The organism is Deinococcus humi, assembly GCF_014201875.1.
Taxonomy (GTDB): domain Bacteria; phylum Deinococcota; class Deinococci; order Deinococcales; family Deinococcaceae; genus Deinococcus; species Deinococcus humi.
Window position 1 is genome coordinate 95,492 of the sequence record NZ_JACHFL010000005.1, and the last position, 24,673, is coordinate 120,164.

The following is a 24,673-nucleotide window of genomic DNA, read 5'->3' on the forward strand; positions in this document are numbered from 1 at the left end:
GAGCTGGGGTGGCCCCCGAAAATCAATAAACGCCATTCGCCCCTGGTTCGTCTGGCCATTCTCAGGTGGAAAGACCATCGCGACCGCTCTGTCGGGCAGCAACGCGGCCCGGACCAGGCGGCGGCCGACAACCCTGGCGCTGGAAGGCGGGCAAGACCCTGAGCGACTCCAGGAAGAGCGTCCGCTAGAGGTACGCTGCCTTCTGTTCGTCGCTGCGCGGATCGGCGGCGATCACACTGACGTGTTCGGCGATCCCTCAGTCAGCATCCTGTTTTCCCTCACACCGTCGTCAGAGGTCAGGGCAACCGCGTGTCCTCTGCGATGGCGGCGAGGTCAACGGGCGTCTCAAAACGCGGCTGTTCATTTTGGTGTAATCGGCAGATAGTTCAGCAGGTCCAGGAACGGTGGTTTGATCCCCGAGAGGCGCAGCATCACGCCGATCTGGGCGGTGTGGCGCATCTCGTGAATCAGGACGTGCCACACCAAGCCGTCCAGCACGGCAGCATCTTTGCCGTCTGAACCGCCCAGCGTCACCATGCGCCCCAGCTCTGGCGCAGACAGGCTCGGGAGATAGCGCTGGGTGCTGGCCTCCACGGCTCTCCAATAGTCCAACAGGGTCGCCAGGGGAAACTCGGCGAAGAAGGGGCCGTCGCCCGCCTGCTCCAGGGCCGGGTACGCGGCCCAGATGGGGGTATCGCGCAGGAAATCCTCGTGAATCCAGGAATCCTCGACCATGGGGATATGGAGGATCAGGTCCTTGACGCAGTGGAAGCGCTGGCCGTCCAACATGGGCCTGGACAGCACCTCGTCCGGCACTCCTTCCAGCACGGCCCACAGGTCACGCCGGGCACGGATGAGATAGGCATAGGTTTCAGGAATATTCACGGCAGCACGATCCGGGGTTCAGGCCCCTTGCCGCGGGCCAGACGCTGGGCCTCACGTAGGGTGGCCTCACCGTCGACCTGGACACCGTGCTTGCGAAAGGAAGTGGCCAGACTGTGGGCGTCGCGTCGCAGCAGTTCCTGAAAGTGGGGATTCTGGCGCGTGGTCAGTTGTGGAAAGTCGATCATGATCACCTTGTTCTCCCACCACAACAGGTTGTAGGTGCTGTAGTCGCCGTGGGCGTAACCCAGTCGCAGCAGATCGGCCAGGCCCTGCACAGCTTGCTGCCAAGCGCTCTGCGCTTCTTCCGGAGTTAGCCGGGCCTCGCTCAGGCGCGGGGCCACGTGGTCCTCGGTGCCGATCAGACGCATCAGCACGGCGGGGGTGGTGGCGTCGTAGTCGAACGGAAAGGGGCCAACCAGCGGTTCAGGCACGTTCAGCCCTGCCCGCCACAGCGTCCACAGATGGGCATACTCGGCGCTGACCCAGCCCGCCTGAAGCATCTCCAGCCCCTTGCGGCTGCGGGCCCCCATGGCGCGAGCGGCGCGTTCGTCCAGAATGACCTGGCCTTCGCGGTACACGGCGTCGTTCTTGAAACTGCGGGCTTCCAGTTCGCGGTACAACTTGACCAGCACGCTGCCGCGCGGGCCCCGGGCCACGTAGGCGGTGGCCTCCTTGCCGCTCTTGAGTTCGGCCACGATCTCGGTGATGTGGCCCAGATCGATCAGTCGGCGAATGGTGTCATCCGCGATCCTGTCGGGATCCTCGGCGGTCAGGTCATCGAGCCTGCGGCGGCCCAGCAGCTTCTTTTTCTTGGACGTTCCGCGGCGCTGCGGCGCGCGGTCGGCATCCTCCAGCTCGGCATCGAGCCAGCGGGCATTCATGGATGCCTCTGGGGATCAGGCCAACGTGGGACCAACGTCAGAGGCAGCGACAAAACTTGAATCAGCAAAATAGCTCCAATTTGCGGGAGTGAGGATTCCTATGCTTCGGGCCATCGGAAAACCAGTGATGTTGATTTCAGTCATATGCGCACCTCCTTGATTGGTGATGCCAGGAGCGTAGCAGGGAATCGGCTAGAGCGAAATGGGGATAGGCCATCATGCCTAATGGGGTAAACGTCACGTTCCGGCCCTGGCAGGCACACACGACGAAGCCGCGCCCCACAATCACTGGGGGCGCGGCTTGTTTTGGCGCTGCTCTGATCTTTGGTACTGGGAAGGCGAGGCTTCCTCCGGGCTGGATTGCGAACACACCGTTGGCGTTCCCATTCCGGTAGGAACAGAATACGCCAGACGCGTAATTTTGTCAATCACCTCTGTGTATGGTGCTCGAGTATAAGTTGAACTGGATACAGGAATTTCTCGTTGAGTGACTACAATCACTATCATTCATCCGACGCATATGCATGGACTGCGCCATTTGGCTTAGCCGAGCCATTCGCTCTGGGCCTCGCCTGACACCCAGGATGAAGCGATGACTGATTCCCACACACATAGTGCAGCAGGCACTTTCACGTTACGCCCTTTCCAGAACGCCGATGCCCCCGCCGTCGCCAGGATCGTTACAGACGGCGTGCGTGGCCAATGGGCCGCCCTCCCGGAACACTTCTGGGAAACAGCCGATCCGCTGCGCCGCCGCCTCGTCGCCTCGAGCGGTTCCGAGGTCGTCGCCACCGCCCACCTGCTGCCTTTTGCAGAGGGCACGCCGGATGCCCTGCGCCTGGATCTCGCCGGAGACGGGGCAGCCTTCACACCGCTCTATCTGGCGCTGCTGGCTGACCTTCCCCCCGGTTTCTCGCGGCTGCTGGGCGTCACGCGTGAGGATTTTGGCGAGCAGATGGATTTTTTCGGGGCGGCGGGCTTCCGCAACGCCTGGCAATCCTGGGGCGCCCACCTGGACTTGAGCAGCTTCGACTTCGCCGCCTTCCGACCGTTGGAAGAATGCCTTTTCCTGAGCGGCTACGAGGTAGAGCGTCTGTCAAAGGACGCCCCCGAAGCTGACTGGTCAGCCCTGTACGCCCTGCACGAACGCGGGCTGGCCGACGCTCCGCGCAATCCCACCACCACGCCGGACCCTCTGAGCGCCGCCGACTTACGCCAGATGATCATGCGTGAGGAAGCCGCGTTCGTGATGCGCTGGCGCGGCGAGATCGTCGCCCTGACCCGATTGACCCCACGTGGAGACAAGATTGACAGCGAGAACACCGTCACTCACCCCCACCACCGCTCCCGCGGGCTGGCGACGCTGGTCAAGGCGCATGCACTGGAGTGGGCCAGGGCGACACGTCACACCCATGCTGGGACCGGCGGCACCGTGCTGAATCTGCCAATGCTGCGGGTCAATTCCCGGCTGGGCTACCGCGTGGAGCGCCTGTAGATCACCTGGGAGCGGGTGCTGACGTAATCGCTGCGGCCCCACAACTTAATGAGAATAGAATTTGTGGCAAATATAGTAGCGGTCATCAAACCGCTCATTTAGCATGCACTATGCCAGAGAACACCCTGCGCGAACGGAGGCTGGAGGCCACGCGCCGGCGGGGCTATCTGGTGCTGTGCGCGTGTTCGGTGGCTGTTCACGCGGCCATTGCTGCCGGGGAACTGCCGCAGGGCAACTGGCGGGCCGCGCTGGTGGCCGTCCTCAGCGCCGCGCTGTTGCCCGCCGTCCTGAGCCGCAGCGTCTCGGCACAGCGGCTGGACACGCTGGTGGTGTGGTGCGCCAATATCGGGGCCACCTACTTTCTGTGGGATTTCTACGGACGTGGTCTGGCACTGGGGGCTCGGGAGTCACTGACTGTGACCCTGTTTTTCGTGGTCTGGTTTGGCCTGCTGTCTCTGGAGCAGGCCGCAATGCGGGGCGGCCTGCTCTACGCGGCACTGATCGCCCTGGTGCTCGGCCACGGACTGGGCGATCCGGTGCCGCTGCTGTATACCGGATTTCTGCTGTTCCTGATCGGGCAGATGGCGGTCGCCGGACGGCAAATGCAGCAGGAACTGTCCCGCACAGCGCTATACGCGGACCTGGCCCTGACTGACCCACTGACCGGCCTGCCCAACCGTCGCTCGCTGGAAGAGCGGCTTGCGAATCATTACGGCAATCCGGCCGGGGCTGGACAGTCCTCCCCGTCAGTCACGCCCATTGGGGTGTTGCTGGTCGACATCGATCTGTTCAAGACGGTCAACGACACCTACGGCCACGAGGTCGGTGACCGGGTGCTGGTGGCGCTGGGCAAGACCCTGCGCGCCTGTGTCCGCTCCGATGATCTGGTGGCCCGCTGGGGCGGCGAGGAATTCGTGCTGCTGATCTCGCAGGGCGAACGCGCCAGACTGGAGCAACTGGGCAGGCACATTCAGCGGGCACTGAACGATCGAAATCGTCCAGAGGGGCTGCCCCACGTGACCGTCAGCATTGGCGCGGCCCTGTCGAGCGAGGCTGGGGACGCCCTGGGACTGCTGAATCTGGCAGACCGACGCCTGTACCGGGCCAAGCACGCGGGACGCAACCGCATGAACATGGACGAACTGCGGGAAACTGGAGGGGGTGTCGCCGCGCCGCCGGGCGAGACCCTGGCCGCCCACGCTCCAGCGCTGGACCTGCTCGGCTCGAACTAACCCGGCCCCGGTCTGCCTCGTCGTGGTGTCAACGATCCACGGTCCTGATGGGCCCGGAACGGGGGGACAATTCAGCCCCCACGCGTGATCTAGACTGCAGCCGTCGCTGGCAGACGGTCCCTGTGTCATCCGCTGCCCCCATTCACAAGGAGTTGCCATGTCCCACCTAACCTCCCGCCGAATGTTGATCGGCGCGACCTTCCTGACGACCCTGGGCCTGTCAGCACTCGCCCAGCACATGACCCATACCATGCCTTCGCAGAGCACCACGGCGCAGCAATCTCCAACCCATAAAGCCACCGGAACATTGCCTCTGAAGGCGGTGAACGCCACGGTGGTCGCGGTGCCGCCGATGATCAAGGAGACCAGCATCTTCGGCACGCTTCTGAACAACGGCAAGACCCCGGTCGTCCTGAACAGCGTGCAGACCGCTGTGGCCCAGCACGGCATGCTGATGGTCACGACGAAATCGTCCGGCGGCATGCAGGGCATGGGCATGGCCGAAACCCTGACCATCCCCGCCGGGGGCAGACTGGTCCTGAGCGACACGGGCGACCACCTGATGCTGATGAAACTCAGGCGGGCGCTGAAAGTGGGCGAGCAAGTCAAGGTGACCCTGAGCGCCGCGGATGGGCGGACCTTTACTTTCAAAGCCACCGTCAAGAAGCCCTGAGCCTATGACCGAACTGCCTGCATCCTCTGGAATCCAGGGTCAGAGCGCACCCCCCCAGCGCCCGTGGTACGTCTCGGCGCTGATGGCCGTGGTGGCTGTGGCGCTGCTGCTGGGCGCGGCCTGGCTCTTTGCACGCGTCAAGAGTCCTTACCCCTTCTACGGCACGGCTTACAACGGCAATACGGTGGCGGCAGGCTTCACTGGCACGGATCAGAACGGTCAGCCCTACGCCTTCGTGCCGGGACAGGGCAACAAGGTCACGGCGCTGTTCTTCGGCTTTACCCACTGTCCCAACATCTGCCCCCTGACGCTGGCGTACCTCGACAAGGTCAAGGCCGCCCTGCCCGCCGAGGAGCGTGACCGCTTTCAGACCGTGCTGGTCAGCGTGGACCCGGCCCGCGACACCCCAGAGCGCCTTAAGGAATACGTGGAGTATTTCGGCAAAGCCACGGGGGTCCGCGTGCCCGAACCCCGACTGGGCCAGGTCGCCAGCAATTACGGCGTGGGCTACCAGCGCGTGGAGGTCAAGGGCGCGGACTACCAGATCAACCACACCACCGCGACGTACCTGATCGACGCCTCCGGCAAGTTGCGCGTGCTGTGGGACTACACGCAGTTGCCCCAGGTGGACCGTGTAGTGGCCGACGTGCGTCAGGTGCTGGAGACTTCACCGTGAGGCTGACCCTGTGAGGAGAAGACCGTGAGGACCCCTGCCCCCGTCAATCTTGACCCCACGTTGCTCGATCTGCTGATCCCGGCCCCGGATCTGCTGTTCCTGATTCCCACGCTGCTGGTGGCCGGGTTCTACCTGTGGCGCTTCATCATCTCCCGCCGCACCCTGGAAGACCGCGCCCGCTGGCCGATCTGGCGGGCCGTGATGTTCGGTCTGGGCATTGTGCTGCTGCTGATCACCACCCAGAGCCGCGCCGCCACCCTGACGGGCAGCAGCATGGCACTGTACATGGGCCGCCTGATGCTGCTGGCCGAGATCGTGCCGCCGCTGCTGGTGCTGGGCATCCCACGCACCGTGAAGCTCGATCCACGCGGCGCGTCAGCCCGCATCCTGGGCGTTTTGCTCGATCCCTGGGTGGCCCTGGCGGTGTGGGCCGCCGTGATCATCTTCTGGAACGTACCCGCCGGCTTCAACGCCAGCGTGGTGACCAACACCGCCGCCGCGCTCCTGCCCGCGCTGTACCTGCTGAGCAGCCTGCTGGTCTGGAGCGTGATCTTGCGCCCGCTGCCCAATGTGCAGCCTGCCGGAATGGGCTCACGCGGGGGGTTCGGCCTGCTGGCCGCCATTCCCATGATGGCCGTCGCGTCGGTGTGGCTGTACGCGCCACAGGTGCTGTATACGCCCTATGTGAATGCGCTGTGCCTGTGGAACCTCTCGCCGCTGCAAAACCAGCAGCTGTCCGGCTGGATCATGATGCTGGCGGGCCTGCCAGCGCTGGCGCTGGCCTTTATCCAGCTGTTCCAGTGGCTGGTAGAACTGACCGGGGGTAACGAGGCCACGCCGCCCACCTGAATCACGGGCAACCGAGAACAACCGCCCTCTCCCCCATCCAGGCGCCCAACGAATCGGCAGCGGGGTGGGGATTTTCATGTGGCGCGCCATGAGGTCAGTCCAAGGCAATGTCCTCCGGGTCATGCTGGTGGTCTAGGTAAACAGGAGAAGCCCCGTCCCTGCCCACAGGGGGTGGAACTGAACCGTACGGGGACTATTGTGGAATGCGACATCGGCGCAGGCTCATTATGCAAGTGCGAATCCGCTTGAGGCGGCATCGCCTTGCCAAAAGGTTTCCGGGTGAACGGCGGCAAGCAGACGGGCCTGAGCGTAGCGGCCACTAGAGTTGGTGGTGGCTCAGCGTGCCATTTCGCCGGCCTGATCGGCCCGCGCCCGCAGCCACTCCAGCGCCGCCTCGCCAGATCCCAGGACCGAGATGTGGCCGTCTTCCGGGCAACGCCACAACTCTGAGGTGGGGACATGGGCCAGAAGCCACTCGCCATGAGAAGGCGGCACCACCCGGTCCTGTCCGCCGTGCAACAGCAGGACCGGCGCTTCGATCTGCGCCGGATTGAAACCCCACGGCGAGACGTAGGCCAGATCGTCGGCGATCAAGCCGCCGGGACCATTGTTCATGGCTGGCCCCACCACGCTGTTCAGCCAGTTCCACGCGCCGGAAAGGGCAGCGTGGTCGGCGGGTGTGAACATTTCCGGGTCAAACTCGGGGGCTGAAGCCTCGTGGGCCTCTTTCGCCAGACGGCCTGCCACAGCTGCGCGTAAGGACGCTGCGCCGGAAGGGGTCATGCCGCCGAAGTAATCGAGCCCAGGCACGCCATATGGGGCCGGGGCCGCCACGCTGACCACGCCCAACACCCGCCCGGGCAGCAACGCAGCGCAGGCCAGGGCGTGCGGCCCTCCGCCGGAATGACCCATGACCGCAAATTTGCCGACGTCCAGCGCGTCCGCGACCTGCCGCACGTCGTGAGCTGCGGAGGCCACGTTCCGGTCCGGCAGTGGAGACGAGCCGCCGTACCCGGGCCGGTCATGCGACACCCAGCGGATGTTCAGGCGCCGCGCCGCCCCGAACAGTGGCTGCGGTGGCGCACCGACGTTGGGCGTGCCGTGGTGCCAGAACACGGTCAGCGGGTTCTTTGACCCCTCCGCGCCGGTGTCGTAGACATGCAGGGTACGGCCATCGTCAAGGGTCAGATCGGTCTCGATCATGGGTGGACCTCCTTATGCGTGACACAACTTTACACTTAGGTTCTGTCCTGGGATAAGTCGATTCGAGGAACGCGGGTCTCGGTCCTCTTTGAGCCCATGCCCCGGCGCTATCCTCTTCCGCATGTCTCAAGTGGCCCAGGCTTACGCGGTGGTGATCGGGTTGGAAGTTCACCTGCAACTGCGGACGCGCAGCAAGATTTTCAGCGACTGTCCCGCCGACTACCACGGCGCAGCCCCCAACACCTTTACCGATCCCCTGACGCTGGGCCTGCCCGGCACGCTGCCCACCCTGAACCGCGAGGCTGTGGAACTGGGCCTGATGTTCGGTCTGGGCCTGAATTGCGACGTGTCGGGCTTTACGCAGTTTCACCGCAAGAACTACTTCTACCCCGACGCGCCCAAGAACTTTCAGCTGTCTCAATACGACCGCCCGATTGCGCGCGACGGCTTTCTGGATATCGGCGGCACGCGCGTGCGGATCAAGCGCGCCCACCTGGAGGACGACGCGGGCAAGCTGATGCACCCGGCATACGCGCCCTACAGCCTGCTGGATCTCAATCGCGCCGGAACGCCGCTGATCGAGATGGTCACCGAGGCCGACATCACAGGGGCCGCTCAGGCCCGCGCGTTCCTGGAGACCGTGCAGGCCATCGCGCAGGCGCTGGGCGTCAGCGACGCCACCCCTGAAGAAGGCAAGATGCGCTGCGACGTGAACCTCAGCGTTCACAAACCCGGCGAGCCGTGGGGCACCAAGTGCGAGGTCAAGAACCTCAACTCTTTCCGCAGCGTGGAGCGGGCCATCGAGTACGAGACGGCGCGGCAGGCCCGCGTGCTGGAGGCGGGCGGGCGCATCACCCAGGACACGCTGGGCTGGGACGAGGGCGGCGGCAAGACCTTCCTGATGCGGACCAAGGAGGGCGAGGCCGACTACCGCTACTTTCCCGAGCCGGACCTGCCGCCACTGGACATCACCCCCGAGTGGATCGAGCGGGTGCGGGCGCGAATGCCCGAACTGCCCGCGCAGAAGCTGGAGCGCTACCTGGCGGCGGGCGTGCGCGTAGGCGACGCCAGCACCCTGAGCCTGAATGTGGGCCTATCGCGCTTCTACGACGAGGCGCTGACCGCCGGGGCCGATGCACAGGGAGTGGCTGCCCAAGGAATAGACGCCCAGAAACTCGCCAACTGGCTGCTGACTGATGTGACGGGAGCGCTGGCGGCCACCGAGCAGAGCCTGGCGCAGTCCTCGTTGCGCCCCGCCCATCTCGCCTCGCTGGTGCGGCTGATCGACGCCGGGACCATCAGCGGCAAGATCGCCAAGGAACTGCTGCCCGATGTACTGGCAGGCGCTGACCCGGCGGCGCTGGTGCAGGAGCGCGGCCTGAGCGTGGTTACCGATACGGACGCCATTGACGCGGCCATCGACGTCGCCATGGCCAGTGATCCGGCCACGGTGGATAAGGTGCGCGGCGGCAATGCCAAGGCGATGAACGCGCTGTTCGGCCCGGTGATGAAGGCGATGGGCGGCAAGGCCAAGCCTGAAGTGGTGCGCGAACGCCTGACGCACAAGCTGGGCCTGTGAAGGCCGGAACGATGGGGCTGGGACAGTGAACCTGCTGCCCAGGCTGCCGGCTACGCGCTGGCGGGGACTGGCGCTGGGCTTTCTGTGGGCCGAGGTGGTGGCGGTGTTCGGCACGGCGGCCTTCGCGCTGTGGCGCGACGACTTCGGGACGCAGGGCTGGCTGAACGCGGCGGACGCTTTTCTGGCTGGCCTGGTGCTGACGTGGTGGACCCTGATCTTCACTCAGCTGAGCACCGGAAGGGCCACCACGCCGGGCAACGGGACGCTGCGCGCCCTGGCCGTGGCGTTTCCGTGGCTCACCTCCTTCCGGGCCGCGCTGTGGGGGATCACGCTGCTGATGCTAGTCACGGGCGGCGCGGCAGAGGCCAATTCGGTGGCCCTGACCGCCCTGATGACCGTCTGGGGCGCGGCCATTCTGGCCAGCAACGCGGTTAACGGTTCGCTGGTGCGCCTGGCGCCGGAACCGCAGAACCCGGCCAACCGCAAACGGCTCATGGACTGGCTCAACCTCTCGGCGGCGCTGGCGCTGGGAATGACCGTGCTGAATGTAGTCCCGATAGCGGGATTCTCGGGCGAGGTGGCCTTGAGTGCCCAACTGGTCTACGGCGTGAGCGGGCTGCTGGACGTGATCGCCACCGTGCTGGCGCTGTGGGCGCTGCAGGCGCGCTTCGGTTCACCCCGGAGCGCGCAAAAGTAAGACCCAGCCGCCCGCTCACGGCCAGTTCAACAACCCGCTCAGCCCCCCGCGTCGTCCCCCGGTACGTCGGGCGTCAGGCCCAATCGCAGCAGATAGCGGTCAGGGCCCTGCCGGGCGGCGTAGCGGGCATGCAGTTCGCTCATTTCGCGCTGCAGGGCCTTGGCGTCCGCCGGGCTCAGGTGCAGGGTTCCCCAATTCAGCAGCAGGGCCGGGCGATCCGGGCGCAGCAATTCGGCGGACTGGAAGGCCCCGGCGGTGGGGGTCACGTCAAAACACACCTCACCGTTTTCCAGAAAGACGCGCAGGCCGACGTCGCGCTCATTGCTGACCAGGGGGGCCGCGGCCTGCACCACAGCGTGCAGGAACCGGGCCGTGAAGTCCCGCTCCTGCACGCCGACAAGCTCCTCCGGGGACCCCAGCGGCGTGGCGTGGTACGGCACCAGATACGCCTGCGAACTGGCCCGGTAATGGCGGACCGGGCGGCCCCGACGCGCCTCCTGCCGCATTTCATGCACCAGCCCCAGCCGCAGCAGACGGCGCACCCGGTGATGCGTGGCGTTCAGCGGCAGGTGCAGCGTGGCAGAGAGCGGCGCCACCGCCCACTCGCCCGCCATAAGGGCCGCCAGCACGGGCAGATCACGCCCCGACAGGAAGACCTTGACGGCGTCCGGATTCGTCACCTGCTGCCAGGATTGGGCCACACGTCAGGCTACTCGATTCAGTGGGTTGAGCGTCGAGTAGAGAAAGGCGCAGGCTACAGCATGACTCCTTCTGCCCCCATGACCGAGGCCCGCGCCGCCGCTGTCGGCAGCGCCATCAATGCCCTGTGGGAGCCGGGCTCTCTGGCCAATCCCTACCCCGGCTACGAGCGGGTCCGGGCACTGAGCGAGAACGGCGTGCTGGAGGCACAGTTCCCCGACTGGCGCGCGCTGTTCCTGAGCGGACATGCGGCCTGCTCGGCGGTGCTGCGCTCCCCGCATGCCATCAGCGGCAACGGCATTCAGAACCTGAATGGCGAGGCATCGGAGGGGGTGCGGCTGCTGCAATCCATGATGCTGTTCCACAACGGCATGTCGCACCAGCGGCTGCGCGGACTGGTGAGCGCGGCCTTCACGCCCAGGGTGGTCGAGGAGCAGCGCGAACTGGTGCGCTCATTGCTGGACAGCCTGCTGGACGACATGGCCGCGCGTGGCGGCGGGGACATCGTGGCCGATCTGTCCAACCCGCTGCCCGCCCGCGTGATCATGGGCATGCTGGGCTTAAAGGGAGACGATGAGGCCCGCTTCGTGGGGTGGACGCAGAGCGTGGCCGATCTGCTGGGGGGCATGAACCAGTCGCCCGAACTGATGGGCCGCATTGACGCCGACGCCCGCGAGATGCGCGCCTTCTTCCAAGATCTGGCCGAGGAACTGCGCGCCCACCCCCAGCCGGGCCTGCTGAGCGCCATGAGCGCCGCACAGGACGGAGGCGAGCGCCTAAGCGGTGACGAGTTGCTGTCCAACGCCGTGCTGCTGCTTGCCGCCGGGCACGAGACCACCAGCAACCTGATTCCCGGCGGCCTGCTGGAACTGTCCCGCCAGCCTGAGGCCTGGGCCGCGCTGGTGGAAAATCCCCGCCGCCCCAACGTGGCCGACGAGCTGCTGCGGGTGGTCTCCCCGGTGCAATTCGATGGCCGCACGCTGGGCGCGGACGTGAGCGTGGGGGACGTGACCCTACCCGGCGGCAGTTTCACCCAGATCATGCTGGGGGCCGCCAACCGTGATCCGCAGGTGTTCGCCGATCCTGACCGTATCGACTGGGAACGCCCTAACAGTGGCCGCCACCTGGCCTTCGCCGCCGGGCCGCACTACTGCCTAGGGGCCAGCCTGGCACGGCTGGAGATCAGCGAAACCTTTGCGGCCATCGCCACGCGCTTTCCCAGTCTGCGCGTCACGGACAGCAATCCGCTCTTCAAGCCCAACCCGGTGCTGCGCGGTGTTCAGCGCCTGGACGTGACGGTGAGTTGAGGATCACGCTGGAGACGCCCGAGCGCCCCGGCCACCCACCACTCCGTCTTGTCAATGCTGCGTGTCCAGCTATTCCGGCAGGTTACTGACGCGCCTCCAGACGGACGTTAGACTGCCCCTATGACCAAACAGATGGATTTCGATGTACTGGTGATCGGCGCTGGTCCCGGCGGCTACCACGCGGCCATCCGCGCCGCGCAGCTGGGCCTGAAAGTCGCCTGCGCTGAGCGCGAGTACCTGGGCGGCGTGTGCCTGAACGTGGGCTGCATTCCCACCAAGGCCATGCTGCACGCGGGCGAGCAGATCGCCGCCGCCCGCCACGCCGCCGACTTCGGCCTGACCTTCGGCGAGCAGAATCTGGACATCGCCAAGCTCAACGGCTGGAAGGACGGCATCGTCAAGCGGTTGACCGGCGGGGTGGGAGCGCTGTTCAAGGCCAACAAGGTCACGCACCTGATCGGCGAGGCCAGCTTCGTCGATGCCCACACCGTCAAGGTGGGCGACAAGACCTACACCGCCTCTAACTTCATCATCGCCACCGGTTCCGAGCCCGCCAAGCTGCCGGGGCTGGAGGTGGACCAGCAGGTCATCGTGGACAGCACCGGCGCGCTGATGATGCCGGACCCGGTGCCCGCGCGGATGCTGTGTGTGGGGGGCGGCGTGATCGGCTTCGAGTTCTCGCACGTCTACAACAACATGGGCAGCAAGGTGAAGGTCATCGAGTTCCTGCCCAGCATCATCCCCGGCGCGGACGCCGACGCGGTCAAGGAATTCGCCAAGATCATGAAGAAGCAGGGCATTGAGATCGCCACGGAAACGAAGGCGAACAAGGCCGAGAAGAAAAGTGACGGCGTGCATGTGGAGCTGGAGAACGTCAAGACCGGCGAGAAGACCACGGAAGTCTTCGACCGCGTGCTGGTGGCCGTGGGCCGCCGCCCACGTACCGATGGCCTGAACATCCAGGCGACGGGCGCAACGGTCACTGACCGCGGCTTTGTGCCCGCCAACACCCGCCAGCAGACCGATGTGCCGCACATCTACAGCATCGGCGACGTGGCTGGAAACCCGATGCTGGCGCACAAAGCCATGAAGGAAGGGCTGGTGGCCGCCGAGGTCATCGCAGGCAAACCCGCCGAGCAGGACGCCGTGGCGATTCCCGGCGTGGTCTACACCAGCCCCGAACTGGCCTGGGTGGGCCTGACCGAGGCCGAGGCGAAGGAGAAGGGCTACGAGGTCAAGACCGGCGTGTTCCCCATGAGCGCCTCGGGCCGCGCCATGACCCTCCAATCCACCGACGGCTTCGTGAAAATGGTGGTGGAAAAGGACACCGACCTGCTGCTGGGCGTGCACATCGTGGCCCCACACGCCTCTGACATGCTGGGCGAAGCGGGTCTGGCGCTGGAAATGGCCGCCACCGCCAGCGACATCGCCCTGACCATCCACGCGCACCCCACCCTGGGCGAGACCGTGCTGGAAGCGGCGGAGGCCGTACACAAGCAGGCCATCCACATCATGAACCGGTAATTTTCGTCCGCAGCGCCGGGTGAAATAAGAGAACCCCCAGTCTGACCTGGGGGTTCTGCTGTGTTTTTACCGTGTCATAGAGGCACTGCTTGGAAAGGGTTGAAAACATCTGCAAATCCGAGCGGAGCGCGTGCAATGGGCGCGGGACGGAGAGTGGAGCACCTTAGCAGCCCCACTCTGTCCACGAAACAACGAAACCGGTCTCAGGACAAAATGTCCCGCCCCTGCTCTTACTCCAGGTAGGCCACCAGCAGGTCCACGCCGGCCCTCAGATCGTCAACGTGCACGGACTCCACGACGCTGTGGATGTAACGGGTCGGCAGGCTGAGGGTCAACGTCGGCACGCCCGTACGGCTGCGCTGAATGGCGGCGCCGTCCGTGCCACCCTGAGCCAGCACTTCCATCTGCGCGCGGATGCCCTGGCCCTCGGCCAGATCGTAGAACTCATCTACCAGGCTGCGGGTGGAGATCATGCTGGAGTCGAACACCTTGATACCGATCCCCTCCCCCATGCGCGTGACCGCCTCGTCCGGGCCGACGCCGGGGGTGTCCACCGCCAGGGTCACGTCCAGGCCGATGCCCACGGTGGGCTCAACGCCGTAGGCCGCCGTGTGCGCCCCGCGCAGGCCCACTTCCTCCTGCACCGAGAAGACGGCGACCAGATCATGCCTGGGCGGCGTCTTGCGGAAGTAACGCAGGACTTCCAGCAGCATAAACACCGAGGCGCGGTCATCCATCGCCTTGCCGCAGACCAGCGAGCCCACGCGGCGAGCCGTGTGATCCAGGGTCACCATGTCACCCACGCGCACGCGGCGCTTGACCTCAGCCTCGTCCAGCCCCAGGTCAATAAAGAACTCCTTGACCTCGGGAATCTTCTTGCGCTCCTCGGCACTCGCGATGTGTACCGGCTTGCCGCCCGGCGTCAGGATGCCCGGCAGTGTGCCGCCGCGCGCATGCACGGTCACGTCCCGCGCAAACAGGTTGCGGGTGTCGAAGCCGCCCAGCGCCTGCACCCGCAGGAAGCCCTTGTCGTCAATGAAGCGCACCAGGAAGCCGATCTCGTCCATGTGCGCGCTGACCATTACGCGCTCGCGGCGGTCCTTCTTCTTGCCGCTGCCCTTTCCACTGCCCGTGCGGGTGGCGATCACGTTGCCCAGCGCGTCCACGCGCACGTCGTCGGCCAATCCTTCCAGCTCGGACAGCACGAAGTCGCGCACGGCGTCTTCCTGGCCGGGCACGCCGGGAAGGTTGGACAGGTGCATCAGGACATCGAGCCGCAGCTCCGCATCGGTTGAGGACACGGAGGCGGGGACGGAAACAGTCTTGGATTTTGCCATGTGGCTCAGGGTACGCCCTAAGTGGGTTTTGCCTATGCCTCTGCGTCTTGAGGTTCGCTTTCGCTGGACACTGAGTGACTGGACCCTGGCTGGCTGGCCACCGGGGCCGGGGGCACGGGCCGGGGCCGCAGATCGGTGCCGTTGAACCCGCCCTGCGCCTCCGCCAGCCCCTGGGCCGCCCAGACCTCGACCGCATTCGCGCCCAGGCGCACCAGCTCAGCCAGGGTGGCGGCCTCGTCAGGGTGCCACTTGCTCAGGACCCAGTCTGCCGGATCACGGCCAGCAGGGGGACGGGAAATCCCGATCTTCAGACGCGCAAAGGCCTCCGAACCCAGCAGCCGGATGATGTCGCGCACACCGTTCTGGCCGCCGTGCCGCCCGCCCATCCGGAACTTGAGCAGGCCAAAGGGACTGTCGAGATCATCCTGTACCGCCAGCACGTCGCCCAGATCCAGTTTGTAGAAGGAGAACAGCGGCGCAACCGCTTTGCCCGACGCGTTCATGAACGTCTGGGGCTTGACCAGCAGCACCTTCTCGCCTGGCGCGGGACCGAGACGGACCTCGCAGACCTCTGCGTCCTTCGCCTTCAACCACGCGGCCCCGGCGCGGCGGGCCACCTCATCCACCACCAGCCAGCCGACGTTGTGACGGGTCTGGGCGTACTTGAGGCCAGGATTTCCAAGTCCCACCACCAGCTTCATTCAGGCTTCCAGGCTGTTCAGCACTTCACGCCATTTCGCCTCGGTCTCGCGCACACGGTGGTCCGTCTTCGCACGGGCGTATCCGGCACGGAAGTCCGCAAAGCGGGTGTCGCTGTCCGAGAACAGCAGGCCCAACGCGCCGCGCACATCGCTCACGTTCTGCTCGGTCAACGTTTTGTCCTTGGCGTCCAGAACCTCATCCAATGTCGCCATTAGGCCCGACAGCGGGCGCAACCACTGGAAATCGGGGTTGTTCATGACCAGCGAGTACAGCTCGAATGGGCTGCCCACCGGGCCGTGCAGGAACTCGTATTCACCCTTGGCGAAGTCCAGCAGCGCAGAATGAAAATGGCGCAGCGCCGGAACCAGGGCGTCGAGGCGGGTGCGGATGGAAGCGTCGGTCATACCTTCAGGGTAGCAAGGCCGGTGGAGGGGGGCCGTTGGCAGAAGGCTGATCAAGGAAGGCAGCCACACCCACTCAGAGGCTTTACCAGCCCATTGTCCCCGGCCCTCCCTTGAATGGCCCGGCGACATCCTCCGTGATCCAGCCGCCATAGAAGTTACCGGGCTGCGGGGTGACCGTCTCGCCGTCCACGCGGCATTCGTCCATGCGGCCCGGATAGACGGCAACAAACCCGGCCATCTCGCGGAAGGCAGGCGTTGGAGCTTCGTAGCTCCAGCCCGCCGCCTCGGCCACCTTGCCGCCCGCCGAGAGCGTCCAGTACGTTGCCGCGCCCTTGAACTCGCACATGCTGCTGCCCCTGGCGCGGCTCAACACGCCCGGTCTGAAGGCTTCGGGGGGCAGGTAGTAGCCGGGCGGGTGGCTGGTTTCCAGCACGCGGTATGCCCCCGTGGTGTCGGCGATCTTCTCGCCGCCCAGCCAGATTTCAAGGCGTTTGTGCGTACGCTCCAGCCGGGGCGGGCGCGGATAGTCCCACACGCTCTCCTGTCCGGCGCGCGGTGGTTCAGGTCTGGGTCTGGAACGAAACATGGAGGCAGCATCGCGGGAACCGATCCTGGGCGCTGTCAGGGGAGTTACGGAGAGGCAAGGGCTGCGTCCTGTTCCAGCCCACGCCCCAGGTGGAAACCCGGTACAGGGCTTTTCTCCTGGCCCTTTTGCATCGAGCACTTGCTACCCTGCGCCATGACCTCTAGCCTCCCCACGGCGGAACAGCTCCAGGCGCTGGAGCGGGCCGTCAACCTGCCCGAAATCGAGGCGCTGGGCTGCGCCCGGTTGGATCAGAACGCGCTGGAGTACTACGCCAGCGGCGCGAATGACGGCCACACCCACCGCGCCAACCGGGAAGACTTCGCGCGCATCCACCTGCGCCCGCGTCTGCTGGTGGACGTGTCGGACGTTCAGACGAAGACCTCCGTGCTGGGCCTTGATCTGGATTTTCCGGTGGGCATCGCGCCCAGCGCTTTTCATGGCCTGGCCCACCCGGACGCGGAGCAGGCCACCGCGCGGGCCGCCGCCGGACTGGGCAGCGTGATGACCCTCAGCACCTTTTCCAACACGCCCCTTGAGGACGTGGCGCAGGCAGCGGCAGGACGACTGTGGTTTCAGCTCTACCTGTACAGGGACCGCGAGGTTTCTGCGGGTCTGGTGCGCCGGGCAGAGGCGGCGGGCGCACGGGCGCTGGTGCTGACGGTGGACACACCCTTCGTGGGACGCCGTGAGGCCAATGAGCGGAACCGTTTCAATCTGCCGCCGCATCTTCAGGTGCCGAATGCCGGATCGCGTGAGGCGCTGGCAGGACTGGAGACCCAGAGCGGCTCCCAGCTGGTCAGGCATTTCCAGGGACTGGTGGACCCCAGCCTGAACTGGCGCGATCTGGAGTGGCTGCGCTCCCTGAGCAGGCTGCCGGTGATCCTCAAGGGCGTCCTGACCGCCGAGGACGCCGAACTGGCCGTCCAGCACGGCTGTCATGTCTGGGTCAGCAACCACGGCGGGCGCCAACTGGACACCGCTGTCAGCAGCATCGCGGCCCTGCCCGAAATCGCCGACGCGGTGGCGGGCCGCGCCGAGATCTACCTGGACGGCGGCATCTCGCGCGGCACCGATGTCCTCAAGGCGCTGGCGCTGGGCGCGCGGGCAGTGTTCCTGGGCCGCCCCGCGTTGTGGGGCTTGGCAGCGGGCGGCGAGGACGGCGTGCGCCGGGTGCTGACGCTGCTGCGCGACGAGGTGCGGCTGGCGATGGCCCTGAGCGGCAAACAGAACATGCAACAGGTGGGCGCTGATCTGGTGAAGCTGTAGAGGCAACCCTGCAGAATGGAGCATGCCCAACGCCTTGCACCTGATGAACGCTGGCGGTCACCTTTCCCCCGTTCTGGAAGCCGAAGTGCGTGGGGTGGTGCAGGCCACTCTGGCCCGTCAGGCGGCCCGCCTGGAGCTGGATGGAGTGGACGTGGCCGTTTACGTCTCGCCCTGGGACCTGCCCGAAACGGGGATCTTTAGGTACGCGCCACTGGACCATCTGGTGGAGGTCAGGCTCAATCCTGACATCCGCATTTTGCCGCCAGCTGGCGCACCGAGCTGCCCGCCACCATGGCCCACGAACTGCACCATGCCCGCCGCTGGCAGGGCCCGGGATACGGTCAGACCTTACTAGAAGTGCTGGTCAGCGAGGGACTGGCGCAGATGAACGAGTTGGACGAGCGCGGCGGGCAACTGCCGCCCTACGCGCAGGCCGACGTTGATCTGGAAGCGTTATGGACGCGTGCCCTGCCCTTGCTGGACCGCAGCGATCACCGCTTTGAGGCGTGGTTCTACGGTTCTGAAGCTGACGGGCTGACACGCTGGAGCGGTTACAGCCTGGGGTACGAGCTGGTGCGCCGCCATCTGGCGCGGGTGGGCGGGAACGCTGCCCGCCATGTCCACACGGGGGCAGGATCGTTTCAGACCGCGTGGTAAACAGCCAAGGCGCCACCAATGTGCGGGGGCATGGACCGCCTTACCCTGAAGGCCATGCCCGTCTCAGCCCCTCCCCCGCATGAGGAACTCAAGACCGCTCGCCTGACCACCCTGGCCCACCTGGACGCCCTGCTGGAACGGCCCATGATCGTCCTGAGCTTCCTGTGGCTGGGCCTGCTGGTGTTGGACTTAGTGCAGGGGTTGCCGCCCTTCCTTCAGATCATCAGCAACGTGATCTGGGGGCTGTTTATCGTGGATTTCCTGCTGTCCCTGAGTATTGCGCCCGACAAATCCGAATACCTGAAGCGCAACTGGCTGACCGTCCTGAGCCTGCTGCTGCCCGCACTGCGGATCCTGCGGGTGTTCCGGGGCCTGCGCGCTCTGCGGGTGCTGCGGCTGACGCGTGGCACCAACCTGCTGCGGATTCTGACCAGCCTGAACCGGGGACTGCGGACGCTGCGGCGAACCCTGCGCCGCCGGGGTCTGGGCTTCGTGGTGGGCGCAACTGTTCTGGTGGCGCTGGCCGGGGCGGCGGGCATGGCGTCCTTCGAAGCAGAGCAGAGCAGTGCGCCGCAAGGTTTCGGGCAGTGGCTGTACTGGGTGGGCATGCTGCTGACCAGCCTGGGCTCCGAATACTGGCCGGTCACCGCCGAGGGCCGGGCACTGACCTTCCTGCTGGCCCTGTACGGGTTCGCCGTTTTCGGGTACATCACGGCGGCGCTGGCCAGCCTATTCGTGGGTGCGGATCAGGAGTGGCCGCCTGAGGATCACGAGGAGGTCAACGATGAAGTCTTGCGCCGCGAGTTGCGCGAACTGCGCGGCGAGATCGCGGGGCTGCGCGAGGAGTTGCGGCGCGCTCCATAATCGGGAGCATGACCTCACCTGTCGAAAGAATGCGTGCCGCCCTCCAGCCCACCGATCTGGACGGCTGGCTGATCTACGACTTCCAGAACCTCAATCCACACGCCCACCGCGTGCTGGACATGCCGGGCGGCGCTTTCCTGACCCGGCGGTTTTTCGTGTACGTGCCGCGCCAGGGACAGGCCGTGCTGCTGCATAACCATATCGAGGGCGGCACCTGGAGTGAGATCACGCGGGGCTGGGACATTGAGCGGCGGGCCTTCGGCTCCCACGCGGAACTGGACGCAGCCCTCAAAGAGGTGGTGAACGGGCAGAGAATTGCGATGGAATACAGCCCGAACGGAGCGGTGCCCTACGTCAGCCGGGTGGACGCCGGGACGCTGGAGCGCGTGCGGGCGGCAGGGGCGACAGCGATCCTGAGCAGCGCGGACCTGCTGCAATCGTTCCTGGCGTGGTCCGAAGAAGACCTGGCCGCCCACAGGCGGGCCGCCGCCCTGCTGATGCACGCCAAGGACGACGCCTTCTGGCTGATCCACGAGCGGCTGAAAGCGGGCGAGGCCGTGACCGAGCTGGAGGTCCAGGCCAAAATCATGGACGCCATCGCGGGCGCGGGGATGGACGCGGGGCATCCGGTCAATGTCAGCTTCGGCGTGAACGCGGCAGATTCTCATTACGAGCCGGGTGGGGACAAGAATGCCGTCCTGCAGGTTGGGCAGTGCGTGCTGATTGACCTTTGGGCGCAGGAGCCGGGCCGCCCCTTTGCCGACGTAACCTGGGTGGGGTACGCGGGCCAGCCGAGTGCCGAGTACCAGGAGGCCTGGGAAGCGGTGCGGGGCGCACGCGACACGGCGCTGGACGTCCTGAAGACCCGATTCGAGGCCGAGGGCTGGGGCAACCTGCAGGGCTGGGAACTGGACCGCGCCGCACGGGATGCGATGGGGCCACAGTGGGGGCGGTATTTCCTCCACCGCACCGGCCACGATCTGGGCGTACAGATCCATGGCTCGGGCGCAAATCTCGACGACTACGAGACCCACGACACCCGCACCCTGACGCCGGGCCTGGCCGTCACGGTGGAACCCGGCACCTACCCCGCCGCAAAAGGCTTCGGCATCCGCACCGAGGTCGACGTGTACCTGTCGCCAGACCGGCCCGAGGTCACCACCGATCTCCAGCGCCAGCCCTTCGTCCTGGGCACGGGCGAATGGGCGGCGGTTCGGGCGGCGGGATACGGCGAGGAATAGGTCTACTGGCACGCTTCTTTAGCGTTCCCACAAGCCCGCGCCGCCACCCCTGCGCCCCGGAGCGGTTAGGCTGAGGGCATGGCAAACCTCAGCTCCTCGACAGTAATGCTCACGGGGGCGGGCGGGGCGCTGGCCACCGCGATTGCCCAGGAACTCGACGATGCGGGCGCACAGATGGTGCTGGTGGGGCGCGGTGAGACCCTGGCCCGCGCCGCAGACCGTTTCCCCGCCACCGAAGTGATCGACACCGATCTGTCCGACCCTGCCAGCGTGGCACAACTGAAAAAAGTCAAGGTGGACATCCTGGTGCACACGGCAGGCGCGTACGCCATGCAAGCCGTGCAAAAGGCCACCACCGACGACCTGCGGGCCATGCTGGACGCCAACTTCCTGACCCTGTTCCACGCGGTTCAGGGCGTGCTGCCCAACATGCTGAAAAACAAGGACGGCATCATTCTGGGGGTCAGCGCGGCGCAGGCGGCCCGGGGCAGCGGCCCCGGCGCGGCGCTGTACACCGCCAGCAAGGCGGCGCTGGGCGCGTACCTGAACAGCCTGAACGACGAATTGAAGGCCCGGGGTGTACGCGGCTGCGTGCTGTACCCGATGGGGGCCATCGACACTCCAGCCAACCGCGACGCGGGCCTGAAGTGGGAAACGATGATCGACCCCCGTGGGCTTGCCAAGAGTGTCGCCCACCTCCTGACCCGTCCGGACCGCGCGCACATCACCGAACTGAAGGTCTACCCGGACGAGGAAGAGTAGGTAAGTCTCCTGTGCGGGGGCAGGGAGTAGCGCTTCACGCTACAGCTGCGACGAATCGCACGTAATCGGGCAAAGCTGAGCGCATCTAGGACCCAACTACTGCCTATGAACCCGGCTGGACAGCAGGCAAGAAGCCTGTACTCAGCGTGGCCAGCCACAATGTATATTCCTTCGGAGACATTGCGCTAATCCGGAGGCGCATGGAGCCAGAGTCTGAGCCCTGCTGTCGCTTGTCGCTATTCCAGTTTTCCCGTGAAATCCCCTTCCCAGGCGTTCAGGATGCGGTCACCCTGCACCAGCAGCACCGTAGGGTAGGCGCTGACCTTCAGGGCGCGTGCAAAGGCCGTGGCGCCGTCGCCACGCCAGGGGTTAAGGCCAGCCGGGGCGGGTGAAGGTGTGCCCTCGGCGTTCACGGCCCGGACGGGCAGATCGCTGTCCATCACGGCCTGCCACAACTCGCCCAGATCGCCGCAGTCGTGACTGTAGACGACCACCACCTCACGCCCCCCAGCGTCGAGGCTCGTGGCCCATGGGTGTGCAGGCAGCGTATCGCCCAGGCGCACACGGGCCTCAGCGGTGCTCAGAGACGGCACGGTGCCCAGTGCGAGAAGGAGCGTCAGCAGCGGGGCATGTCGGTGGCTCATGCACAGCATGATGCCGCGCCGCCCCGTCAAGTTGCATGACGGGGCGGTGAGGATCACTTTGGATGGACGGAATCCAGTCCATCCATGTGGCGATCAGGGTTTGGCTGGCGTCGCCGCCTTGTCTTCTGAAGCCTTGTCTTTCGGGTCAGGGATCTGCGGCACGGCGTTCTGGTTCCTCACGGCCTTCACGGCGGCAGGATCAGCCTTCTCGTCGGTCAACGGAGCCGGATTGTCATCGGGAGCGTAGGCGGGCAGTTGCTCAATGTACACCCGGCGCTGAACAATGTTTTCCGGCGGGGTGAACTCGGTGGCCTGCCGGTTGGTGGTGCGGTCCACATCGATCAGGACGGTGAGCGGGTCGTTGTAGACCGATGTGTAGCGGGATTCGGTGTACTGGACCGGAGGCGGGGTATTTTCCTGCAGATCTGTGTTGGCAGCGTCACTGTAGTTGGGGTCCAGCACCGCCATCCTCACGCCTGGCAGGAATTGCTGGTCCGGCGCGTCGACGTACTGGATGCCGGAGGGTTCGCTGAAGGCACGCACAGTCTGGCCCTGGTGCGCCAGTTCCATCATGCGCCGCCAGATCGGCCCGTTGATCAGGCCCGAGTAATAACCGCGCTCGGGCATGTCGCCACCCTGCTGCTTGCCTACCCACACGGCCCCGGTATACAGCGGAGTGGTCCCCACGAACCAGAAGTCCTTGGGACCATTGCTCGTCCCGGTCTTGCCCGCCACCGGCCAGTCCCCAAACTTGGCGGGCCAGGCCAGGCCGCCCTGTGCCGCAGTCATATCGTTAACTACACCCCGGATCATGTCCAGCCCCAGCCAGGCGATCTGCGGGGTCCACACGCGGGTGGGCTTGACCGGATTCAGACCGTCGTCGTACAGCACCTCGCCGCGCGCGGTGGTCACCCGCGTGAGGTACCGGGGGGCGCGGTACAGCCCGCCGTTGGCAAAGGGGGCGTAGGCCGCCGCCATCCTGACCGGGGTGGTCTCAACCGCGCCCAGGGCAGCCGCCAGCCCTGTTCCGTCGTTAGGTGGAACACCCAGTTCCCGCAGCTTGCCGAAAAAAGTCTGCAATCCGATTCGGTCCGCCAGCCGCACGGTCACCAGGTTCAGCGAGCGGTCCAGCGCCTCACGAATGGTCATGTTGCGGTAGGTGGTGTTGCCCTCGAAGTTCTCTGGAGCGTACACGCCCTCCTTGCAGGTGGGGCAGGGGAAGGTGATCGGCTTGTCGTCCTCGCGGTGATCCTGGGTCAGTCCGGTAGACAGCGCCGTGGTGTACAGCAGCGGCTTGATGGTGGAGCCGATCTGGCGCTGACCCTGCGCGGCGTTGTTCCACGCGGCGGGCGGTCCCGAACCGTTCAGTTTCTGGCCGATCATGCCCAGCACCTCGCCCGTGAAGGGGTCAATGATGGTGGCGCCCAGCGTCGCGCCGGGGGGCAGGCCGGTGGCCTCGCGGCTGGCGGTTTCCACGGCCGCCTGAATTCTGGGATCCACAGTGGTGTAGACCCGCAGGCCTCCGCTACCGTAGACCTTATCGCGCCCGAAACGCCGCACGAGTTCCTGCTCGACCTGGCCCATGAAATGCGGATAGCGGACGGTGGTCACGGCCTTCAGCTCTTTCTGGGTGCGGTCCACCAGTTTGGCGCTGGTGATGTTGCCGGCCTTGTCGTACAGCACTTTCCAGCCACGCGGCTGAAGGTCTTCCCTGAGCGCCGCGTCCATCTGCGACTGGGTGATCCACCGGTCCTCCACCATACGTCCCAGCAACGTTTTCATCAGGGGCCGCATGGCCTTGTAGTCAAAGTACCGCCCTGCACTGGGCACCAACACCGTCAGGTAAGCGCTCTGGGCCAGGGTCAGGTCCCTGGGGGTGGTGCGGAAGTAGGCCTGGGCCGCCGAGTAAATGCCGTACAACTCGACGGGGCCGCCGTCGCCCCAGTAAATGGTGTTCAGGTAGTTCTGGAGGATCTCGGCCTTGGTGAAGCTGCGCTCGACCTGCACGCTCAGCAGCCATTCCTTGATCTTGCGGTCCGGCGTGCGGGCCTGCTGGTACTCGTCCAGCAGCAGGGTGTTCTTGATCAGCTGGTTGGTCAGCGTGCTGCCGCCCTGCACGCTGTCACCCGCCGCCAGGCGCTGAAACTGCCGCCCCAGCCCGTAGGGATCGATGCCGTAATGCTCGAAGAAACGCCGGTCCTCGTTGCTGACCAGCGCGGCCACCATGAAGGGGCTGATCTCGTTCAGGTTGACCAGCGTGCGGCTGATGGCCTGCTCGCCGATCTTGGGAATCAGGCTGCCCAGCGGGGTGTTGTCGCGGGCAAACACCCGTGTTTCCGCGCCCAGCGACAGGCTGTCGAGCTGGCGATAATCGGGGAGCTCACGCCACCACTTCAGGCCGTAGGTGGCGGCCACCCCGGCCCCCGCGAACAGAGCGGCGATCAGGAACGAGGTCAGAAACTTCAGGAAACGGACGAAAAAGATCATGGGCACAACCTCGTGGAAAAACG

At 65.8% G+C, this 24,673-nt stretch carries 26 protein-coding genes; 15 read left to right on the forward strand and 11 right to left on the reverse strand.

The annotated features are described in order from the left end of the window. Positions 1 to 360: 360 nt before the first annotated feature. The 3 genes from HNQ08_RS11365 to HNQ08_RS27885 are packed head-to-tail and all read right to left on the reverse strand — an operon-like array spanning position 361 to position 1,910. Positions 361 to 885, reverse strand: coding sequence for a DinB family protein (locus tag HNQ08_RS11365; protein WP_184131764.1), 525 nt, complete (start codon positions 883 to 885; stop codon positions 361 to 363). Further along, a complete protein-coding gene (locus HNQ08_RS11370; RefSeq protein WP_184131767.1) occupies positions 882 to 1,766 on the reverse strand; it encodes an RIO1 family regulatory kinase/ATPase domain-containing protein in 885 nt (294 codons plus the stop codon). Before HNQ08_RS11370 ends, HNQ08_RS11365 begins: the two co-directional genes overlap by 4 nt. Positions 1,767 to 1,781: 15 nt before the next feature. Then, entirely contained in the window at positions 1,782 to 1,910 is a 129-nt protein-coding gene (locus tag HNQ08_RS27885; protein WP_268240006.1) for a hypothetical protein, read from the reverse strand. 448 nt (positions 1,911 to 2,358) lie between these two features. On the opposite strand from HNQ08_RS27885, the gene HNQ08_RS11375 reads away from it, so the two are divergent. The 5 genes from HNQ08_RS11375 (at position 2,359) to HNQ08_RS11395 (ending at position 6,691) form a co-directional block, all read left to right on the forward strand. Next, positions 2,359 to 3,261 carry a GNAT family N-acetyltransferase gene (locus tag HNQ08_RS11375; RefSeq protein WP_184131770.1) on the forward strand — a complete coding sequence of 301 codons (903 nt, stop codon included), beginning with the start codon at positions 2,359 to 2,361 and terminating at the stop codon, positions 3,259 to 3,261. 110 nt (positions 3,262 to 3,371) lie between these two features. After that, positions 3,372 to 4,493 (forward strand): GGDEF domain-containing protein, encoded by a 1,122-nt coding sequence (locus tag HNQ08_RS27890; protein WP_184131774.1) that lies wholly within the window; start codon positions 3,372 to 3,374, stop codon positions 4,491 to 4,493. A gap of 157 nt (positions 4,494 to 4,650) precedes the next feature. Further along, the gene (locus HNQ08_RS11385) at positions 4,651 to 5,166 is read left to right on the forward strand and encodes a copper chaperone PCu(A)C (RefSeq protein ID WP_229789947.1); all 516 of its coding nucleotides are present in this window, start codon (positions 4,651 to 4,653) and stop codon (positions 5,164 to 5,166) included. Between the two features lie 4 nt (positions 5,167 to 5,170). Then, positions 5,171 to 5,842, forward strand: a complete 672-nt coding sequence (locus tag HNQ08_RS11390) for an SCO family protein (protein WP_184131777.1) — start codon at positions 5,171 to 5,173, stop codon at positions 5,840 to 5,842. 24 nt (positions 5,843 to 5,866) lie between these two features. Next, entirely contained in the window at positions 5,867 to 6,691 is an 825-nt protein-coding gene (locus HNQ08_RS11395; protein WP_184131781.1) for a cytochrome c oxidase assembly protein, read from the forward strand. A 336-nt stretch (positions 6,692 to 7,027) separates the two neighbouring features. Here the strand turns inward: HNQ08_RS11395 and HNQ08_RS11400 are convergent, their stop codons facing one another. Continuing rightward, complete coding sequence (locus HNQ08_RS11400; RefSeq protein ID WP_184131784.1) at positions 7,028 to 7,894, reverse strand: alpha/beta fold hydrolase; 867 nt, start codon at positions 7,892 to 7,894, stop codon at positions 7,028 to 7,030. A 121-nt stretch (positions 7,895 to 8,015) separates the two neighbouring features. On the opposite strand from HNQ08_RS11400, the gene gatB reads away from it, so the two are divergent. Further along, the gene (gene gatB / locus HNQ08_RS11405; protein WP_184131787.1) at positions 8,016 to 9,473 is read left to right on the forward strand and encodes an Asp-tRNA(Asn)/Glu-tRNA(Gln) amidotransferase subunit GatB; all 1,458 of its coding nucleotides are present in this window, start codon (positions 8,016 to 8,018) and stop codon (positions 9,471 to 9,473) included. A 25-nt stretch (positions 9,474 to 9,498) separates the two neighbouring features. Beyond that, entirely contained in the window at positions 9,499 to 10,170 is a 672-nt protein-coding gene (locus tag HNQ08_RS11410; protein WP_229789945.1) for a hypothetical protein, read from the forward strand. A gap of 38 nt (positions 10,171 to 10,208) precedes the next feature. On the opposite strand, the gene HNQ08_RS11415 is transcribed toward HNQ08_RS11410, so the two are convergent. Beyond that, positions 10,209 to 10,871 carry a hypothetical protein gene (locus HNQ08_RS11415; protein WP_184131790.1) on the reverse strand — a complete coding sequence of 221 codons (663 nt, stop codon included), beginning with the start codon at positions 10,869 to 10,871 and terminating at the stop codon, positions 10,209 to 10,211. 60 nt (positions 10,872 to 10,931) lie between these two features. Between HNQ08_RS11415 and HNQ08_RS11420 the strand changes: the two genes are divergently transcribed. Both HNQ08_RS11420 and lpdA read left to right on the forward strand, forming a co-directional pair. Continuing rightward, positions 10,932 to 12,176: a cytochrome P450 gene (locus HNQ08_RS11420; protein WP_184131793.1), complete on the forward strand. Its 1,245-nt coding sequence runs from the start codon at positions 10,932 to 10,934 to the stop codon at positions 12,174 to 12,176. Between the two features lie 120 nt (positions 12,177 to 12,296). Then, positions 12,297 to 13,700 carry a dihydrolipoyl dehydrogenase gene (gene lpdA / locus HNQ08_RS11425; RefSeq protein WP_184131796.1) on the forward strand — a complete coding sequence of 468 codons (1,404 nt, stop codon included), beginning with the start codon at positions 12,297 to 12,299 and terminating at the stop codon, positions 13,698 to 13,700. 230 nt (positions 13,701 to 13,930) lie between these two features. Here lpdA and HNQ08_RS11430 read toward each other — a convergent pair whose 3' ends face one another. From HNQ08_RS11430 to HNQ08_RS11445, 4 genes are all read right to left on the reverse strand, one after another. Further along, positions 13,931 to 15,037 (reverse strand): M42 family metallopeptidase, encoded by a 1,107-nt coding sequence (locus HNQ08_RS11430; protein ID WP_229789933.1) that lies wholly within the window; start codon positions 15,035 to 15,037, stop codon positions 13,931 to 13,933. Between the two features lie 32 nt (positions 15,038 to 15,069). Continuing rightward, entirely contained in the window at positions 15,070 to 15,738 is a 669-nt protein-coding gene (gene pth, locus HNQ08_RS11435; RefSeq protein ID WP_184131799.1) for an aminoacyl-tRNA hydrolase, read from the reverse strand. Beyond that, positions 15,739 to 16,143 carry a hypothetical protein gene (locus HNQ08_RS11440; protein ID WP_184131802.1) on the reverse strand — a complete coding sequence of 135 codons (405 nt, stop codon included), beginning with the start codon at positions 16,141 to 16,143 and terminating at the stop codon, positions 15,739 to 15,741. An 82-nt stretch (positions 16,144 to 16,225) separates the two neighbouring features. After that, the gene (locus HNQ08_RS11445; RefSeq protein WP_184131805.1) at positions 16,226 to 16,729 is read right to left on the reverse strand and encodes a DUF427 domain-containing protein; all 504 of its coding nucleotides are present in this window, start codon (positions 16,727 to 16,729) and stop codon (positions 16,226 to 16,228) included. A 153-nt stretch (positions 16,730 to 16,882) separates the two neighbouring features. Between HNQ08_RS11445 and HNQ08_RS11450 the strand changes: the two genes are divergently transcribed. From HNQ08_RS11450 to HNQ08_RS11470, 6 genes are all read left to right on the forward strand, one after another. Continuing rightward, the gene (locus HNQ08_RS11450) at positions 16,883 to 17,995 is read left to right on the forward strand and encodes an alpha-hydroxy acid oxidase (protein ID WP_184131808.1); all 1,113 of its coding nucleotides are present in this window, start codon (positions 16,883 to 16,885) and stop codon (positions 17,993 to 17,995) included. 22 nt (positions 17,996 to 18,017) lie between these two features. After that, positions 18,018 to 18,350, forward strand: a complete 333-nt coding sequence (locus HNQ08_RS27335; protein ID WP_229789931.1) for a hypothetical protein — start codon at positions 18,018 to 18,020, stop codon at positions 18,348 to 18,350. Next, complete coding sequence (locus HNQ08_RS27340; protein ID WP_229789930.1) at positions 18,287 to 18,652, forward strand: DUF2268 domain-containing putative Zn-dependent protease; 366 nt, start codon at positions 18,287 to 18,289, stop codon at positions 18,650 to 18,652. The genes HNQ08_RS27335 and HNQ08_RS27340 overlap by 64 nt, the downstream gene beginning before the upstream one ends. Before the next feature lie 54 nt (positions 18,653 to 18,706). Further along, positions 18,707 to 19,516 (forward strand): ion transporter, encoded by an 810-nt coding sequence (locus HNQ08_RS11460; protein WP_184131812.1) that lies wholly within the window; start codon positions 18,707 to 18,709, stop codon positions 19,514 to 19,516. Between the two features lie 8 nt (positions 19,517 to 19,524). Then, positions 19,525 to 20,757: a M24 family metallopeptidase gene (locus HNQ08_RS11465; protein WP_184131815.1), complete on the forward strand. Its 1,233-nt coding sequence runs from the start codon at positions 19,525 to 19,527 to the stop codon at positions 20,755 to 20,757. Positions 20,758 to 20,835: 78 nt separating this feature from the next. Continuing rightward, entirely contained in the window at positions 20,836 to 21,519 is a 684-nt protein-coding gene (locus HNQ08_RS11470) for an SDR family oxidoreductase (protein WP_184131818.1), read from the forward strand. A gap of 236 nt (positions 21,520 to 21,755) precedes the next feature. On the opposite strand, the gene HNQ08_RS11475 is transcribed toward HNQ08_RS11470, so the two are convergent. Then, a complete protein-coding gene (locus HNQ08_RS11475; protein ID WP_184131821.1) occupies positions 21,756 to 22,163 on the reverse strand; it encodes a penicillin-binding protein in 408 nt (135 codons plus the stop codon). A 93-nt stretch (positions 22,164 to 22,256) separates the two neighbouring features. After that, complete coding sequence (locus HNQ08_RS11480) at positions 22,257 to 24,650, reverse strand: transglycosylase domain-containing protein (RefSeq protein WP_184131824.1); 2,394 nt, start codon at positions 24,648 to 24,650, stop codon at positions 22,257 to 22,259. Between the last annotated feature and the right edge of the window lie 23 nt (positions 24,651 to 24,673).